The 18,857-nt window shown below is 41.8% G+C and carries 15 protein-coding genes; 10 read left to right on the top strand and 5 right to left on the bottom strand.

Annotated features, from left to right (window positions below; genetic code table 11):
- Positions 1-65 precede the first annotated feature (65 nt).
- From B2W36_RS08175 to B2W36_RS08155, 5 genes are all read left to right on the top strand, one after another.
- Complete coding sequence (locus B2W36_RS08175) at positions 66-632, top strand: hypothetical protein (protein ID WP_293881328.1); 567 nt, start codon at positions 66-68, stop codon at positions 630-632.
- Positions 633-738: 106 nt separating this feature from the next.
- The gene (locus B2W36_RS08170) at positions 739-1,716 is read left to right on the top strand and encodes a hypothetical protein (RefSeq protein ID WP_293887395.1); all 978 of its coding nucleotides are present in this window, start codon (positions 739-741) and stop codon (positions 1,714-1,716) included.
- A gap of 8 nt (positions 1,717-1,724) precedes the next feature.
- Positions 1,725-2,867 carry a cytochrome-c peroxidase gene (locus B2W36_RS08165; protein ID WP_293881324.1) on the top strand — a complete coding sequence of 381 codons (1,143 nt, stop codon included), beginning with the start codon at positions 1,725-1,727 and terminating at the stop codon, positions 2,865-2,867.
- 196 nt (positions 2,868-3,063) lie between these two features.
- Positions 3,064-4,311, top strand: coding sequence for a S41 family peptidase (locus B2W36_RS08160; protein WP_293887393.1), 1,248 nt, complete (start codon positions 3,064-3,066; stop codon positions 4,309-4,311).
- A gap of 140 nt (positions 4,312-4,451) precedes the next feature.
- On the top strand, positions 4,452-5,015 hold the full coding sequence (locus B2W36_RS08155) for a biliverdin-producing heme oxygenase (RefSeq protein ID WP_293881320.1): 564 nt from the start codon (positions 4,452-4,454) through the stop codon (positions 5,013-5,015).
- A 446-nt stretch (positions 5,016-5,461) separates the two neighbouring features.
- On the opposite strand, the gene B2W36_RS08150 is transcribed toward B2W36_RS08155, so the two are convergent.
- The 5 genes from B2W36_RS08150 to B2W36_RS08130 form a co-directional block, all read right to left on the bottom strand.
- Positions 5,462-6,448 (bottom strand): metallophosphoesterase, encoded by a 987-nt coding sequence (locus B2W36_RS08150; RefSeq protein WP_293887391.1) that lies wholly within the window; start codon positions 6,446-6,448, stop codon positions 5,462-5,464.
- A gap of 27 nt (positions 6,449-6,475) precedes the next feature.
- Complete coding sequence (locus tag B2W36_RS08145) at positions 6,476-8,125, bottom strand: RagB/SusD family nutrient uptake outer membrane protein (RefSeq protein WP_293881316.1); 1,650 nt, start codon at positions 8,123-8,125, stop codon at positions 6,476-6,478.
- Between the two features lie 94 nt (positions 8,126-8,219).
- Positions 8,220-11,258: a SusC/RagA family TonB-linked outer membrane protein gene (locus tag B2W36_RS08140; protein WP_293887389.1), complete on the bottom strand. Its 3,039-nt coding sequence runs from the start codon at positions 11,256-11,258 to the stop codon at positions 8,220-8,222.
- A 5-nt stretch (positions 11,259-11,263) separates the two neighbouring features.
- Complete coding sequence (locus B2W36_RS08135) at positions 11,264-12,322, bottom strand: FecR family protein (RefSeq protein ID WP_293887387.1); 1,059 nt, start codon at positions 12,320-12,322, stop codon at positions 11,264-11,266.
- 84 nt (positions 12,323-12,406) lie between these two features.
- A complete protein-coding gene (locus B2W36_RS08130; protein WP_293887386.1) occupies positions 12,407-12,931 on the bottom strand; it encodes an RNA polymerase sigma factor in 525 nt (174 codons plus the stop codon).
- Between the two features lie 274 nt (positions 12,932-13,205).
- Between B2W36_RS08130 and B2W36_RS08125 the strand changes: the two genes are divergently transcribed.
- The 5 genes from B2W36_RS08125 (at position 13,206) to B2W36_RS08105 (ending at position 18,793) form a co-directional block, all read left to right on the top strand.
- On the top strand, positions 13,206-14,348 hold the full coding sequence (locus B2W36_RS08125) for a DUF4932 domain-containing protein (protein WP_293887385.1): 1,143 nt from the start codon (positions 13,206-13,208) through the stop codon (positions 14,346-14,348).
- 133 nt (positions 14,349-14,481) lie between these two features.
- Complete coding sequence (locus B2W36_RS08120) at positions 14,482-15,537, top strand: 3-oxoacyl-ACP synthase III family protein (protein ID WP_293887383.1); 1,056 nt, start codon at positions 14,482-14,484, stop codon at positions 15,535-15,537.
- Between the two features lie 377 nt (positions 15,538-15,914).
- Positions 15,915-16,106 carry a cold-shock protein gene (locus tag B2W36_RS08115; RefSeq protein WP_046676064.1) on the top strand — a complete coding sequence of 64 codons (192 nt, stop codon included), beginning with the start codon at positions 15,915-15,917 and terminating at the stop codon, positions 16,104-16,106.
- A 765-nt stretch (positions 16,107-16,871) separates the two neighbouring features.
- The gene (locus tag B2W36_RS08110; protein WP_293881294.1) at positions 16,872-18,422 is read left to right on the top strand and encodes a PAS domain-containing sensor histidine kinase; all 1,551 of its coding nucleotides are present in this window, start codon (positions 16,872-16,874) and stop codon (positions 18,420-18,422) included.
- A 5-nt stretch (positions 18,423-18,427) separates the two neighbouring features.
- The gene (locus B2W36_RS08105) at positions 18,428-18,793 is read left to right on the top strand and encodes a response regulator (protein ID WP_209579874.1); all 366 of its coding nucleotides are present in this window, start codon (positions 18,428-18,430) and stop codon (positions 18,791-18,793) included.
- The last annotated feature ends 64 nt before the right edge of the window (positions 18,794-18,857 follow it).

Raw genomic sequence — 18,857 nt, 5'->3', positions numbered from 1 at the left:
AAGCATCCACAGTATGCCATAGTGGCATCAAAATTAAATAAATTAAAACAAGAGGAGATCTCAACATGAACTCAAACATCAAAACTATCTTAAAATCAGCGATGGCCGTGACTGTGCTATCGGCAGCAGTATGGGCAGCAGCTCCAACAACAGAATCAGCAACAGCTCCTTTGGCTTTAAAGCAAGCTAAAGCAAACAGCAACTACACAGTAGTTGGCCAATGGTGGAGTCCTGCCGCAGCATCAACTTGGCCAGCAGTTTATTTAAATCTTGCTACAGGAGCACAAAGCTTAAGCGCCTCCGGCCAGGTCGCATTCTTTAGCCATGTAAATGGTTCAATCAAAGCAAATCCAGGCTATTCAATCAGAACTATAACACAAGACATCTCTTCCGTTACAGCGGCAGATTGGGCAACTGCGACTTCAGTATCATCGCAAGGTAATAACGAATGGTATGCCTACGATCCAGTTACTCATGGAAACGAAGCTGTCCAACCATTAACTGTATTAGTTAATGATGGAACAGGCGCTAAATATGCAGTCAAACTGCTTAACTTCAGCAATGTCAGCCAAAGAAATATTACTGGCTTAGAGGTAAAAGCAGATATCAATATCGAAGTTAAGGCACTATAGTCTTTCCTATTTTAATGAATAGAAGATCCCGCAACCTGGTGGATGGGTTGCGGATCTTTATAACCTAATCATCATCCGCATAACGATTTTTTAACCAAAAAAAATTATGCAACATTCATTTTTGAAAAAACAAATACATAACTTTCAATTTCTAGCTATTTTTATGCTAGCATTAACATGCTGGTCCTGTAAAACCGAATACCCCAGCTTACCCTACAATGACATCGAATCCTTTAGCATTCAGGACGCTGATGGTAAAACCTTATCAGCTAGCATCGTGAATGACCAGATTATCTTATATTGGCCACCCCTGGTGGAGCAGCCCGAAAGCATTACGCCTACGATTAAAATTTCGGAATTAGCGACAATTATTCCTGCATCTGGGACAGCAATACAGTTACAATCCGACAAACCAATTACCTATACTGTGCGGGCACAGGACGGATCCAGCAAAAATTATACATTGGTATTCCAGTACAACCAGCCTCTGATACAGGCAAAAATGAATCTGGCCGAAGGTAAATATTACCTTAGTTACCCAAAAAATGAGAATTTTGTAGTACGAGGAGAAAATATCCTGCCAGACGAGGCGCAAACCAAGGGCTATCTGGTCGATAAGGATGGAAAAGAAACCTTACTTTCTTTTTCTCAACCTCCAACATCTTTTATCGCACAATTCAACACTCCAGAAGATCTTAGACCTGGCATCTACCACATCAAACTGATCTCTGGACGCTACACGGTGCTCACCGATGCTTTTGAAGTATTCTTACCAACATTATACAACGTCATACAATGGCAAGGTATGTTTTATACTGGCAAAAAGGGCGGCGACCTGGTGCTGAACATAAATAGTAAAGAGACTTATGAACTTTATTTCAAGGCAGATTTTGACCATTTTATAGCGATTGATAACCTCAATAACGAATATACTATCAACAATGTAGTCTTTGATGTTGCAGCGATGACGATAAAGCTACCCATTCCCGTATCTGTACAGGGAAACGCAATTAAATCCTTGAAGATGATGGATAAAAACGGGAAGTTATTGTCAGAAGGTGATTTTAGTATCACTTTAAATTAATTAACGCCTTGCCTACGATATTTTTGCCCGCGTATTTTCGCTATCACGGAATGCAATTGATCGCAGCATGCTTCGTGGCACTGGTACTATGCAATTGCAGCAAGAGCGCTTCTGTCCCAGAAGAGCCTACAGCTCCGACTTTGCCAGAAGAAACCTTACGCCAACAATATAGTAAGTCGGCAGCACAATGGCCAGCCGCCGCTTGGTACAACAATATCAAGGTACGTGAACTGGCCGCTATACCCGAAAACCCATCGAAAGATAAGGCCGAGCTTGTAGCACTTGGCAAAGCCTTATTTTTCGACCCCCGCACCGGTAATGGCATGAAGACTTGCGCTTCATGTCATAATCCGGACACCTACTGGATCGACCAAAAAACAACGGCAGATGGCATGGCCCTGCATCACCGCAATACACCTTCCATGGAAAATGTCTGGTACCTGGAAGGCAAACTCTTCCACGATAGCCGCGCAAAGACTTATCGAGAGCAGATCACCGAAGCCATCAACTCCCCGATCGAAATGGGCGGAAATACGACTGCTTTACCCGCTAAGCTGCAAGCTATACCTGGATACCTTCGTTTATATGAAGCGGCTTATACTACGCAAACGATGACCGTCGAAGGATTGCTGGATGCTATAGCAGCATATTCAAAATCAATTAGCAGTGGTGAAACCGCCTTCGACCGTTTTATCAAAGGAGATTACCAGGCATTAAATGATGTACAGCTTGAAGGTCTCCATCTCTTTCGCACAAAAGGGAAATGTATCAACTGCCATAATGGTGCCTTCTTTACCGATCTCGATTTTCATAACCTGGGTTATGCTGTTACCAGCAAAGGTGCCTTGGACAATGGTCGCTTTGAGGCAACAGGACTGGAAACAGACAAAGGTAAATTTCGTACGCCGGGCCTGCGCAATGTAGTCCATACTGCACCCTACCTGCACAATGGTAGTATTGCAAGCTTAAGTGAACTGATCAACCTGCTGAGTCAGGGCATGCCCCAAAAATCAGGACAACAGATCAATGGCACCTTATCGCCGCATATTCAAAACGTCCGATTGAGCAGTAAAGAACAGGAAAATATCGTGGCTTTTTTGGAGAGCTTATCGAGCGTACCGACCAAGACCGAGCGGCCAGTATTGCCCTAAAATAAAAAATCCCAAAGGGACTAGCTTTGGGACATTTGAGTACTCCACAGCAGCGGAGGTATCAAAAATTAAATAAATTGGCACAAAATTAGGCTTTTATATTAAATAAAAAAGCAAAAAAGTATTAAATTTCAGATAATTATATAATTTGTATCCGATCAGCTACAAGTGTAAAGGATAAAACGCGCATCAAATAATGAGTCTACTCCGCCAAATAATTGGTCTATTTTTTATTACAGCCGTTATCTCGGCTTGCCAGCAAAACAGCAGAACAGCGACTTCACCCGATGAACTTATTAGTCCAAAAACAGGAACAAAAAAAGAACTCACACTCGATTCTATATACCTGTATGCCAAACAGCTCTACCGTTGGCAGGAATCTCTCCCTTCGTATACCACTTTTGATCCGCGGGCAAAATATGCCCAAATAGAACCTGAGCAAACAGCCTACGAACGTGAACTTTTTGCGCTCAGCCAATACGCCTTGCGCAAGAATGATAAGCCCTATGAATGGTCAACCATTCCCAATAAGCCCAAATATTCGTATCTGGAACGCCGTCGGACTGAAAAGAAAAGTAGCGGTCACATGGCAAGTACCACCACCCCCTATCGGTATGCGACACACCTGTCTTACTGGACCGCAGGTAATAAACGGATTGCTTATGTATACATCCCCTCTTTTCCAGAGCTCCAGACAGTGAAGGCCGAACTGGATCAACTTGCGGCCGAACTCGCACAGCAGCAAGTTACTCATCTAATCCTCGATCTACGTCATAACGGTGGCGGTTATGTGGAAACAGCCGAATATCTAGCCAACCTCATTAGCCCGGCCAGACTGGATAAAAAAGTTATGTTCAGCGAGCAATTTCATCCGAATGTGCAGCAAGGCAGAGCAAAACTACTCCTTAAACAACCCTATCTGGATGCCAGTGGCAAAGTGGTCCAATATAAAGGACGCCCCGCGACAATGGCTGATGTAGATTATAGTGAAAAAGCCAATACACATTACTTTATCAAAAAGGGGCATTTCAATTCTTTGCAGCAGTTATCCTGTATTGTCTCTGATCGTACAGCTTCGGCTAGTGAGCTTTTGATTAGCAGTTTCAAACCCTATCTTCCGCTGCGACTCATCGGCCAGCAAACCTTTGGCAAACCCGTCGGATTTTTTTCCATACGTGTAGGAGCCTTCGATATTTACCTGGCTTCATTTCTTATCCGAAATGCCGATGGCTGGTCGGATTATTTTGACGGCATACCCGTAGACCTGCCTTTAGCTCCGGTCGATACCTCCCGCCATCCCGGGGATCCAAAGGAAGCCTGGCTTGGAGCGGCATTAAAAGATATTGCCAGAGACCAACGTATCAAGGCAATTTCATCCGCTACTTATTTTCCCTTGCCAGCAGAAGAAAATTTGCTACTCAAAACAAATTTCAAATTAAAGTAAGAAACTATTACAGCTGAATTTTGTCATACTCTTGTTTAAATTAAAACCATTTTTCATAGATGATAAAGCAGAAAACAGCATAAATTTGTGAAAATAAATACAAATCTTTGTATAGAATCGTTATAAATAAAAACAGAAACATGTTAAGTCAACATATCAAAGAGCAAACGCACGCAGCTCACCAAAACGTAGAAGGAACGATCGTGCGCCAATTGAAAAATATTCGTTCTGAAGCAGATTATGCTGAAGTATTAAAAGGCTTTTATGCTTATTTCCGCGCTGTAGAAGATAGCATCGCTCCTTTTGTAACCGCAGAAGTATTGCCAGATTTGGCCGAACGCCGTAATTCATCGTACATCAAAAGTGATATTGAAGCCTTGGGTGGTAATGTAGATAACCTGCCTGAAGCAAATGCTCCAGCAGTAGCAAATGTACAGGAAGCACTTGCATCATTATATGTTTTGGAAGGTTCAATCATGGGTGGTCCGTACATCGTACAGATGCTCAACAAATATGGCGTTACCAAAGGAACTTCCTTCTTTGAAGGTTATGGCGAAAATAGTCGTGATATGTGGGCTGGTTTTACAACGGTATTAAACAAATATTCCGAAGATCCGTCAACTTATGATCGCGCAGTGGAGATTGCTAACCAAACTTTTTATAACTTTGGCGAAGTATTCACTCCTATTGCCAGTGCAAACTAAAACAAGAGCGATAGTGTTTAATTCCTTAAATGGAGCAAAAAGATAAAAAATCAAAATGGCTTAAGCGTGCCGGAATTGGAGCATTCCTCTTCTTTCTGGCCAAAGGACTTGTATGGCTCGCTGTGTTCTTTTTCGCAGCTAAGTCCTGCAGCATATCTATTTAACACAAAAATATGAAGCCTTCATCTAACGCTCAAAAAAGGCGTCCGATGAAGGCTTCTTTTTTAACGCAGGCTAGCCTGTGTGTTTTTTATCTCGAACGCTAATGTCTTCATATTGTCTTCGTATTGTGTTCGTACCACCTTCGGAGATGGACAGACTTGCAACCATTATTGACCAGCTTCCGAACAGATAATTCCTGTTCAGGGTCTGGACGATATCTGTTCAGTACCTGTACAATATCTGTATCGCATCCGAATAAGGTACGAAGCAGGTACGAATCTGGGTTATACTTTTGTAACCACCGTCCGATACAGCTCTATACCCTCATGACTGATAACCTGACAAGCAATTTCTCCACTATTGACCGAGAAATAGAAAAACCCGTATTGATCTTTCGCAAAACGGCCATACGGTAAATCTGTTTTCACCGGGGTTATTTCGGATCCTGCTCCCGAGATAAACTGATGAAACTTCTTGCCTTCAACTTTCAAATGCTGCAGGGAATGCTCATGTCCAGAAAGGTATATATCAACTTCCCGCTTTTCAAAAATAGATTCCAGGACCTTTCGCACGGCCAGCGTGTCATAATTCGTTGTACGCGGTCCTGCCGTATACAAGGGATGGTGGCCGATAACAATTTTCCAATGTGCATCCGAATTTTCCAGTAGCTGATCCAGCCAGGCGAGCTGTTTCTCGGGTTGCTGTCCCGCAACATGTGGCCCATACTCGCTGTTACTGTAAAATTCAGGAATCATCGGGTTGGTATCGATAAAAGCCATCAGGACCTTTTCCCCATCCTTGAGCGCAAATGTCTTGCTGTAATAACGCGAAGGCATCTTCCAGCGCCTGCTGATACCGCTATAGCGCACCTGCGCATCGGGATCTGATTTATAATCGTGGTTTCCCAAAATGGGATACCAGTCCCATTGCAGCGAAAATGCGGTATAGATATTTTCAAACGAATAATGCCACAAGGGATCATGCTCACTGACCACGCCGGAGGGGTAAAAATTATCACCGGTAGAAATGATAAAGTCATTGGGGTGCTGATCGGCCCATTGGCCCATCTGTCCTGCTACGGCCAACTGATGGTCAGCACCGTTGCGTCCCCAGTCGCCTACAGCCATAAAATGAAGATCATAAGCATCTTTGGGCTTTAAATGCTGTCGTATATCTTCGCTTTCAAGTTGCGTGGGTTTTGTCAGGCCGAAGCTGCTGAGCGTAATTCCGCCCAGGCCGGCTGTAATCGCCGTGCCCAGGGAATTTTTCATAAAAGTTCTGCGTTTCATCAATAGATTTTAATAACCAGGATTCTGTTGCCAGTGGGTGTTTACGTTTAATACAGTTGTTGGTACGGGAAAAATACGACGGAACTTCTCGCTCATCCCGGCAGGATACAGCGATCGGAATCCCCAGTTATCTTCAAATTTTCCGTAACGGATCAGATCATTTCTACGCCAGGACTCGTCGGCAAACTCCCTTGCACGCTCATCCAATACATCTTGCAGATCTGGGGCTGCCGTGAGTACAGGTGCATTGACATAGGTACGGATCTGATTAACCAGGGATTGTGCAGTCTGACCACTGGTGGCAGCAGCCCCACGGAGTATAGCCTCCGCTTTCATCAACAGGATATCGGCATAGCGAAATACCGGTACATCGTTGCTCTGATTCCGCTGATTGGCTGAGGTAACGGCTACGTCCATATAAAACTTAATGGATCTGTACCCCATCGAGCGCCCCTTTTGGTCATTACCCACATTGAGCGTGGCCGCGCCATCCGAACGCAACGTAATTTCTTTCGTGGTCTCCAGCTGCCAATCAAACTGCGCATCTGCATCTGCAGCATTATAATCCTGATCTATGCCGCGTTTGGAAGTTCTGATCAGAAAAGGACGAGTCTTATCTTCTACATAATTTGACCAATAATATTGCTTACCACCGATATATGAAGCATTCCTTTCGTCGCCTTCCAGATTAAATTTCTCCAAATAGCTTGGTAATACACGAAAAGTTCCCCCAACACTTTGAGGTAGTGTGGCAAACTGATTCTGCGCACTGCGATGTATCCAAAAGCGTGAATAGGTCATACCCTGTTGTTTTTCGCGATCGTAAGGTATGGCGAAAATAAAATCCTTTACCTGATAACCATTATCGGGGCGAAATTTGGCCATAAACTTGTGACTTGTCAGATTAAACTGTCCCGAGGAAATAATCTGATCGCACATCGCAACTACATCATTTAATTTTTCATTTTGTGCACTTGGATTGTAATTGGCTACATCCGCAGCCGTATAAACAGCCCAGTTGAGATACAACTTGGCCAGTAATGCTTCGGCCATATATTTCGTTGCTTTTCCATAGGTTGCTACAGAAACTGTGGTCGGCAGCAAGTCCTTCACCGCAAGCAATTCGGTCTCAATAAAACGGCAAATTTCAGCACGGCTTGAACGTGCAGGAACGGCATCAACAGGCCCTGTGATCAACGGTGCAGCACCAAAATTATCCATCAGTATAAAATAATAATAAGCACGGATGGCACGGGCGGGTGCCGTCAGCTTTTCTTTATCTTCCCCAAATAATTCAATGGCATTATTGGCTAAGGTTATTCCAGTGGAAGCATCGTTCCAGATACTTGGTAAGAGGCCGTTGTCGGCATTCCAATTGTGCACATGAAATTCACGGTATCGGCCGCCATCAAACCAGTCTGTCCCCATGGAAACACTCACGGCCTCATCTGCTGAGAGTGTTTGGGCCATCCAATGATCGCGCCCCATTGCGCCACGGTAAGCTGCATATACATCAGCAAGAATTGCCTCAGCTGCACGTTCCGAATCTGGAAATTCCGTCAGCTGTGATTTTATATCAACATCCAGATCGGTACAAGATCCCAGCGAAAAACTCAATGCTGATAAAGTAAATAAGCGAATAAATAGTGTTGGTTTCATATAAATTATTTCTTGTTCTATAGGCCGTGTGGCATACTCCATTTATGTCAACAGGATTGTTTCGATAAGAAGTTTTCCATCCCACAGCGCTGTCTTATAAATTAAAATTAAGGCCAAACATAAACGTACGTGTGCGTGGGTAGGTCTGGCGGTTATCGATTCCCGGTGTCAAGCCTCCCAAGCCCACCTCGGGATCAATTCCTTTATACTTCGTCAGTACAAACACGTTATTCATCGTTGCATATACCCTTAGATTTTTAATCGGTATATTTTTCATCGGTATCGTATAGGCCAACGTAACATAAGCCAAACGAAGGTAGCTTCCATTTTCCAGGTAACGATCGGATAGGTAATGCGCATTGATATCCGTCATGCGCTCGGTTTCCACGACACTCGCAAGCACGTTTTTCTGTCCTGCGTTACCGACAACGTTGGAATTACGCGCTCGGGTAGCATTCATAATTTTCTGTCCAAAAGCACCTTGAAACATTCCGTTTAAAGAAAAATTCTTATACGAAAAACTATTGTTCCAACCCAATGTCAACTTGGGTTGTGGACTTCCCGTCACAGCCTGATCTTTCTTCTGTGGTGTGGTGGTCGTTTCGCCGGTACGTTCTCCAGTCTTCTCATCATGAACATAAAATACCGACACGCCTTCATCGTTGTAGCCTGCCCATTCCCAGGTATAAAACTGACCGATAGGCGCTCCTGGTGTCAGCCTCTGCTGAAAAACATTGGTCTGTCCAGCCCCACCTAGATCCGACAATTCGATATAATCCTGGGTAAACTGCTCGTTAGCAATGCTCACCACCTTATTGGTATTGTGCGATAGCACCAAGCCGGTATTCCATTTGAAATGTTCTTTATCGATCGCCTTTGCATTTAAAGTAAGCTCGATCCCGCGGTTTTCAATTTCCCCGACGTTGGCCGTCAATGTCGGATAGATATATTTCGATTTGCTTACCTGATAATCATAAATCAGGTCACTTGTTTTCTTTTTATAGACCTCCAAAGATCCTGTCAGGCGATTTTTCAGCAACCCGAAATCCAAGCCTAGATTAATCATGCTGGTGGTTTCCCATTTGAGGTTCGGGTTACTATTGCGAAGCACCATCAAAGTGCGCAATGGGCTTACCTGACCATCGGCACTGACATAATCGAAAAACTTGGATGAGGCACCGCGAACAGACTGCGCAGTAAAAGCATCAAAACCCAGCGAGTTGCCGCTCACACCATAACCCGCACGTAATTTCAAATCATCAAAAATTCCGCTTTCACGGATGAATGATTCCTCCGACAGGCGCCATGCTGCAGACACCGAAGGGAATGTCGCCCAACGATTGTTGGACCCAAAAGCCGAAGATCCATCACGTCTTACGGTCGCCTGTAGCAGATATTTACTGTTATAAGCATAATTCACCCGGCCATAAACAGATATCATACGCAAGGTGGAAAGATAATAGTTCCCAAAGCCCAACAAATCAACTACATTCGCCATCCCAGGGTTATAGTAACTTAAATCATCGTTATAATAATCGGAGGTCGTCAATTGAAAGCCATCGTTATTGTTGTTCTCCTCCCATGAATAACCGGCCAGTGCAGCTACTTTGTGCTTTCCGGCAAATGTCTTTTCATAGCTCAGGTTCATTTCCATCACTTTCCGTTCATCTTCTACTGCGGCACGGATAGATTTGCCATTTTGGCCACGTGCAGCCATTGAAGACATCGCGTAGTATTGCGCGTTGTTGAACTGCCTATTTTGCATCGAAAGATCAATATTATAGGTCAGCCCGGGCAAGATCTCATAGCCCAGTTTGGCATGTGCCTGAAGGACCTTTGTTTTAGAAAAATTTGTATTCTCCTCAATTAAGGAAAGTGGATTGGCATATTGCGAACGGTCGGGTTTTTCAAACCAGGAGCCATCGGCATTTCGGATCGGCGATACAGGCAGGTAATAATACATTGCATCATATACACTGAGTCCCTGATCCAAAGCGAGTACATCATTCTGCTTGGTGATACTTGCGTTGATATTGAAAGACGCCGTCAACCGGTCATTAAGTGCCTTGGTCTGCAAAAATGCTCGAGCAATCTGACGCCCCATATCTGTCCCTTTGATAACCCCATTGTTTTTGATGGTATTGAGACTAATGCTATACTGTGTTTTTTCTGCACCGCCAAGAATGGATATATTATGGTTGTTCGATACCCCTGTCCGCTCCACCGTTCTTTGCCAATCGGTATCTGCCCCCAGGTCGTCCGTTGGTTCCATCGAAAACCCATTATCATTGACATAGGACCTATATTGCGCAGCATTCATCATCTCATAATGCTTAGCCACCTTATCGATCGCCAGATAACCGTTGTAATTGATGTTGGTCTGCCCTGATTTCCCGCGCTTAGTTGTGACAATAATAACGCCATTGGCCGCTTTTGAGCCATAAATTGCGGTCGCTGAGGCATCGCGCAGCACGTCGATCGAGGCAATATCATCTGGCGCCACCAAGGCCAGCGATGCGCCCGGGACACCATCGATTACATAATAAGGTTCCATCGCTTCACCGCTGCGTAAGGTTGAAGCACCTCTTAGGCTAATAGAAGGCGTGGCATTGGGGTTACTGTTATTTGTCGAAATGGTTAGCCCCGCAACTTTACCCTGCAGCATCTGTGCTGGTGAGGTAAATACACCAACATTCGCATCTTCCGCTTTAACACTGGTGATCGAGCTTGTCAGATCTTTTCTGGACACACGACCATAACCAATCACAACTTCATCCAATTTAACCAAGCCTCGCTGAAGCTTTACATTCAGGGACAACGGTTTTCTCGCTTCAATGACATAACCCGAAAGCGTATCGGACTGAAATCCGACAGCCGAAAACACAAATTGATAACCAACATGTTCCACTAAATTCTGAAAATGGAATAGTCCCTGGCTATTCGTACTGGTGATCACACTAGAGCCTCCATTGACCTGAATAGCTTTTACGCTGACACCAGGGAGGAACTCGCCCTTTTCATTTTGAACAGCGCCTTTCACCTGTTGCTGCTGTGCATGAAGTTGGGTAAGTCCAGCTGTAAGCAATGCAAAAATAAGCAGATTCCTTTTTTGCGGATTTGTTTTTCTGAGCATATTTGTTAATTGTTTAGATGTTCGGTAATCGTATTTTCCTGCTTGTAAAGCGTGTAGCTGCCGTCCGCATTGGCGACAAAGCGCAATTCATTGATTAGACAGATGGTTGTCAAGATATCTTTCAAGGAATTTTGCTGTACATCAATCTCACCAGTATAGTGAATAGCCGCTATACTCTTGTCCCCCAAATGAATCTGCTTCTTGAATGCTGTTTCTAAACCCAATATCAAAGCGGACATTGGCGTGTTTTTAAGATTTAATAAATCAGGTACAGCGAAGTCTGGTACTTTTATTGGTTTTTCTTTATGCACGGCGTCCAATCGGGTTGTTCCGCCTTTATAAACGGTCAGATTTTGACCTGGGCCATCCAGAAACACGTTTTTGAAATGATCGCTCAGGGACGAAACAAGCACCTTACCGGTATGCAGTGCAACAGTCACAGTTTGATGTTTTAATTTGGTATTAATCGTAAAGGATGTACCGAGCGCCGTCGTTTTAGTACCATTGGCAAGTACTGAAAATGGACGTTTTGGATCTGAAGCCACATCAAAGTATGCTTTACCCACAAGTTCAATGTCGCGGGCATTGTCAGCAAAATCTTTCACATAGCGAATTTGACTTTGTGCGAATAAACGCACATGAGATCCATCAGGTAGATCTAGAACTATACTCTGGAGATTTCTATTTTCTTTCGAAATCCACGCCATATCTGTAGCTTCTACAACCGGATTAGCTGCAGACAGCTGTTCAAAAGGCTGCGGAACTGAATCTTGCGTCCACCATGTGACAAAATGGAAGGGAAAGAAAACGATAATTGCCGCCGCAGCACTGTATCGAAGCATCTTGATCAACCGATACCGCCGTAAAACCTTGCGACCCTGTGCATCTTCCTCGTCTTGAATGGCATCTTGAATCTGCGATTTCATCGCATCTGTGGGTACAACGTCCTCCATCGCTGTACTATCAAATTGCCCCCATTCCTCGTCCTTGAAAATTTCGTCTACCACGAAGGGCATTTTCCAGATCTGCTTTTTAATCTGATGCTGCTTTTCGTCATGCTTCATACTACTATTACGCAGGTCGGCACGACATCCCTTAGTGCTTAACAATTATTTAATATAGGAAAGCGACATTTAAAGTTGCCGAACCTAGAGCATGATGGAATAAAGATGTTGTTTGAGCTGAAGAAGTGCTTTACTGATATGCTGTTCCACCGTCTTTGTGGAAATAGAAAATTGGGCCGCAATCTCTTTATGGGAAAGACCTTCCTTACGGCTCATTTCAAAAACTTTACGACGCATTTTGGGCATGTTCTGAATATCCTTTTCCATCATACGCAAAAGTTCTTTGTTTTCTATCGCACGGATCAAGCTGTCTGTAAAAGGAGTTGCAGCGGCCTGTCCCTCATATTTAAACCTTGTTGCCTCTTTACGCAATAAGTCGATCATCACCTGCCGCGCCATCCCAAATAACTGTACCAAGATACTAAGCTGATCGTCAAGTCGCTCTCTTTGGTTCCAGAGTTTAATAAAGGTCAGCTGTGTGACCTCCTGTGCGATATAGTCCGATTGCGTACGCTTGAGTACAAAACCGAAGATCTGTCGATGGTACTTATCGTATACGATATTAAAACTTTTCTGATTGGAAGATTTGATTGGCTGAACATGTTCCATTGCGATGTCAAAATTAAAAGCACAAGATTTCTTCAATATTAAGTTAAAATCAATATTAAATTAAAAAAACCAGATACACAAGCACTCCACATCGCGCAATTCATTCTTACTTGAACAAATTTTATTTAAAAGACAGCAGAAATCTCCCTATAATTGCATGGTGGAATATTTCATATAATAATGAGAATCCATAATTGTTTACAACTCCGCCGGGCATATAAAGGCTGAAGCATGGAAGGTATACCGTCAATAATCGTGTAAAAGCAACAATACAATGAAAAGAAATCTAATTTTAGTTTTAACAAGTTTTATCTTAACCTGGAATCTGGCCCTATGTCAACAACGCGAGGTGGATTTTAGCAATGCCTATATTGCGCATAACGATGGCAAGACAACTGTGGAAATCAATGAAGCACAGGAACTCGTTTATATTATCTTTTCAATAACGGACTTTGGAAAAGAAAATCCAAACATGACCAAACAGAATACCGAATATTTTGAAGAGGTCAAATCACATTTTACGGCATTTTCGGATCTACCTATAGTGAAGAAATTTGACCAACAACTGCGAGAGAATTTAACGAATTATTTTCTTTTAGCAGCAAATGTTTATGGCTTCAAGTTCAAAGACGATGAACTAATACCGACGAACATCTATATTTTTCCGGCAAAAGGAGTTGGAAATTACCAGATCAAATCAAACCCCATTCCGGCTTATAAAAAAGAACTGGAAGAGTTTATTAGAAAATCTGGATACCGGGCATTTTATAAACAGCATAAACCCTACTACGATAGTCTTCGCGCCGCCTATGAAGAATATGCTTCCATTGCCGAACAGAAAGAATGGTTAGAAAAAAGATTCAATTACAAAATCAACAGTTATCGTATATTGACATCGCCCCTCATTGCCGGGATGAATGCAACACACACCTTCAAATATAAAGGATTCAAAGAAATATTACTTTTTCTGCCCACGCTTCGTGAAGACGAATCTTGGAGTCCCAAATTTAAGAAAGCAATAAATACCCGGATCATTTTCACAGAAATAGACCATAACTACGTCGGACCTCTGAGTGAAAAAAATAAAAAACAGATTGATACCATATTTAACAACCGGGAATTCTGGATAGATGCATCGAATAAAAGTACAGTCCATTACCCAAGTCCGGTCAAAGTGTTCGACGAATACCTAACTTGGGGACTATTCATTTTGTATTGTTATGACAAATTTGGCGAAGATTATGATCTATTTGGACAGATTGTCGAAAACGTCAATGATATGATGGTGAACAAAAAAGGATTTCCTAAAGCAGATGAATTTAACGCCGAATTGTTTAGCCGCTATAAAGACAATAAAAACAAAGATATGGAATCTTTATACAAGCCCCTATTAGAATGGTGTTCAAGACAAAATTAGTCCCATTCCGACAATATTTAGTATATTAATAACGATAAAAAATAAAACGTTAGAAATATGCCTGTAGCGATCACAAGAAATCAGCGTAGTTAACAGTATTTAAATCCGTTCAAGGCCTACAAAGGAAAATATTATGAATATTAAGATCATCGGATCGGGCAGCTTCGTCCCATCAAATCGCATTAAAAACGATTACTTTAAAAATCATCTTTTTTTGGATGAGAACGGGCTACCATTTAAACAGTCTCAACTAGTCATCGAAAAATTCAAAGCAATTACCGGAATTGAAGAGCGTCGCTACGCCGATGCTAACCAAGTCGCTTCCGATCTAGCTTTTAAAGCCGGTCAACTTGCCATTGATGATGCGGGTATTGATGCAGAAACACTAGACTATATTATCTTAGCCCACAATTATGGTGATATTCCATATGGTAAAATCCAGTCAGATACAGTACCATGCCTAGCGAGCAGAGTGAAGAAAAAACTTGGTATCAGCAATCCCAAATGCGTCGCTTATGATTTATTATTTGGTTGCCCCGGCTGGAATGAGGGTGTTCTGCATGCCAATGCTTTTATCAAATCAGGGATGGCAAAGCGCTGTCTCGTTATTGGTGCAGAAACGCTATCACGTGTGACTGATCCTTTTGATCGAGATTCTATGATTTACGCAGACGGTGCCGGCGCGGTAATTGTCGAAGCAACCCATGACAGCCGTGGCCTCTTGGCCTTTGAAAGTGCAACGTACGCCATTGAGGAATCCGACTACCTTAATTTTGGACCTTCATACCAGCATGAGCAGCATACGGAAACGCGATATATTAAGATGAAGGGACGCAAGATTTATGAGTTTGCCCTCAGCAAAGTTCCTTTGGCCATGCAAACTTGCCTTCAAAATGCTAGTATCGATATCAGAGCGATAAAAAAAGTACTGATCCACCAAGCCAATGAAAAAATGGATGAAGCCATTCTCAAAAGATTTTACGCATTGTACAATATGACGGTCCCAGCCGATGTCATGCCAATGACTATCCATAGCTTGGGAAACAGTAGCGTCGCAACCATCCCGACACTATATGATCTCATCAAACGAGGCGAGATTGAAGATCAATCGATACATGAAGGCGATATCATCCTATTTGCTTCGGTAGGTGCTGGAATGAATATAAATGCTTTCCTATATCAAGTTTAAAAAAATGGATGTGCAAATTTATTTTGTCTGTAAAACCTACTTTAGAATGGCCTAATCGCGGAATTACTCATTCATTTTAATAATAGGCTCATAAATACTATGTTTAATAATATTTTATAGTTATATTTGGAAGATAATCGGCTCAATTTGCTTCTCTGAAATCGAAAAGTTATAACACTTCCCGCTCAGTTTCGCATCTTCAGAAGCAATTTTTGTTGTCAAAATAATAGGTGAAGTACCTTTTTGAACTTGAATATACCCAAGCACATTAAACTACAAACATCATTTCTTGCAAACAAATCGATTGAATAGGGTTAAGATATCCGTATCGTAACGCGAATTTATTTATAGAATACTTTAATATAATATATAAAACAATGCAAGAAGGAACTATTAAATTCTTCAACCAAACAAAAGGATTTGGTTTTATTACTCCAGCTGCTGGTGGAGATGACATTTTCGTACACGTATCAGGATTAATCAACGAAGTACGCGAAAATGACAGTGTAACATTTGATGTAGAAAACGGTAAAAAAGGTGTTAACGCAGTTAACGTACGTATCGCATAATTAAGTAAACACACAAGGAGATATCTATTTATCTTCTTGCGAAGTGCACCGGGCAACCGTTGCACTTTTTTTATATATCCGCCATACATCAACTACATTTAATCCGTCAGAAAGACGTTATGATGTCTTTTTTAAATTAGCCCCCAACTTCAACCCCTTGGCCGCTTGTCCACTTGCCTTGTCACGTAATACAGAAGGTCTTTATGTTTAGGAATAATTTTTATTCTCAATAACCCAACAGCTTAATTCACATATTACACCTTTAGTATATATAAAAAACACATATCACTGCACATCAATACAATATGATATTTATAAAGAAATATTCCCTTCAATTTATTTGCTGTACGGCTCATGTTTTAGATAATTTTTCAAATAGGATTGCTCATAAAACGAATATAACACGATAGCAACACTCTGGCAGTGCATGACAAAGGTCTCCAAGAGGTTTTCGACATTCCTAGACCGACAATAAGGAAATAGAATTAAAATTATCAACGGTTAAAATCAAAAATATTTTTAAACATAAAAAACTAAAAATAAACAATTTAACAAAACTCATATAAACTTATTAAATATCATAAATCTACTCAGCCCCGCCCATCGGTTATGTTAAATTTCAAGTTTACTCTGCAGTGCCAATACGAACTTTGTCGTCACCCGCATTTATACGGTATTTCAAATTAGTTATTGCAGTTTTCCATTTAATTTCGAATTTTAAAATTAAATTCGCGCACCATGGTTAAGCATGGTATACTATAGTATATGAGAAAAAATCCTTCCGGAAACAGCAATGCAAAGCAACGTAGTGAGAACAAGAACAATGATATAGATCTTTATCTAAAAGCATTGAATTCAGCCTATTCGGGAATTATTATTACAGACAATTTGCAGCATGACAACCCTATTATTTATTGTAACAAAGCTTTCGAAACCATCAGTGGCTATGCACAAGAGGAAATAATAGGTCACAACTGCCGCTTTTTACAAGCGCAAGATCGTTCGCAAGAAGAACGTAGAATTATCAAAGAAGCGATTCTGCGGGGTGAAGAGTGCAAAATCGAAATTCGTAATTACCGCAAAGACGGAACCCTTTTTTGGAACGAACTTTTTATTTCCCCCGTGAAAAACGAAGACGGACAGGTGACACATTTTATCGGTGTTCAAAATGATATCAGTGATCGAAAAAAAGCAGAACACGATCTTCGTGAAGAAAAGTCACATGTCGAGCTCAAAATACAGCAGAGGACGAAAGAACTTCAGGACAAAGAAAGTTTTTTATCCAGTATTATTGAAACAGTTAGAGAGAGTCTCTTGGTATTAGACGCGAATTATGATGTTCTGAGCGCAAATAAGCATTTCTTAAACTCTTTTAAAGTCACTACAGAGGAAACTGTAGGAAAGCAGTTATTTGACTTGGGTAACCAGCAATGGGATATTGCATCGTTAAAGGAAATGCTTACACAGATACTGCCTACCAATAATCCAGTGATCGATTATGAAGTGGATCATACGTTCCCTTATATTGGGCGAAAAGTGATGTTGCTGAATGCCTACCGCATTGAATTTGAAGGCAAATACAAAGACCGGATCCTCATCGCGATCGAAGATATCACTGAAAAGAAAGAGCAAGACCGACGTAAAGATGATTTCTTGTCTATCGCAAGCCACGAGCTCAAAACGCCACTGACAACGATTAAGGGGCTTTTTCAGATTGTACAGCGGCTCAGTGTCGAAAATACAGATCCAAAGTATATTTCTACATTAGATAAAATAGCATCCTATATCGACCGGCTAAACCTGCTTATAGCCAAACTCTTGGATACTTCTAAAATTCAATCTGGAAATTTGGAACTGCACATGGAACCATTTGAGATCGATAAGACGATTCAAGACGCCGTAGAGAGTATGCGACTGGCCGTGCCTGACGCTGATATTCATTTTTCAGGCAGTTCGGATAGTATCGTGGAGGGTGATGAACTACAGATTATCCAAGTACTCAATAATCTGCTATCAAACGCTATTAAATATTCGCCAGAATCTAAGAAAATTGAAGTTAGTATTCATAGGGTTGCTAACTTTGTAAAGGTCTCTGTGCGAGATTACGGTATGGGAATAAGCTATCAGGACAGATTAAAGATTTTCGAAAGATTTTTCCGCGTCAGCCATATACAAAAAAAGTTTCCGGGTTTGGGCATTGGTCTCTACGTTTCGCACGAGATCATTGTCAATCACAACGGTACATTGTGGGTAGAAAGTGAGCTGGGGGAAGGATCTACTTTTAATTTTACATTACCCATTGTAAACAATAACTAACAAATATGCAGACTAAAAAGATAATGATCTGTGATGATGACCGAGGGATACTCGAAATGCTCGAACTTTTTTTAGATATGGAAGGATTTAATGTCATATGCGAATCAAATAGTACCAACCTGACGAAGCAATTAATTTCTCATCAGCCGGACCTATTGTTATTGGATCTTTGGATGCCAATAATTTCCGGCGATCAACTGATCAAGATGATCCGAAGCACACCCGAAATTAAAGATACCCCCATCATCGTGCTTTCGGCGAGCGTGGATGGACCAGAGATCGCAAGCGGCTTAGGGGCCAATGGTTTTATCGCAAAACCCTTTGATCTGGTAGATATCACCCAAAAAATTGATAATATACTGAAGAATTAGTCCCTAAATAGGCCGTTGAAATATGCTCATTAAAATTTATAGAAGAAGCTGTCTCAAATTTATT

It is taken from the genome of Sphingobacterium sp. UBA3549, from assembly GCF_002376635.1.
Classification (GTDB): Bacteria; Bacteroidota; Bacteroidia; order Sphingobacteriales; family Sphingobacteriaceae; genus Sphingobacterium.
Note: the sequence above shows the minus strand (reverse complement) of the source record. Positions and strands in the feature narration are given on the sequence as shown.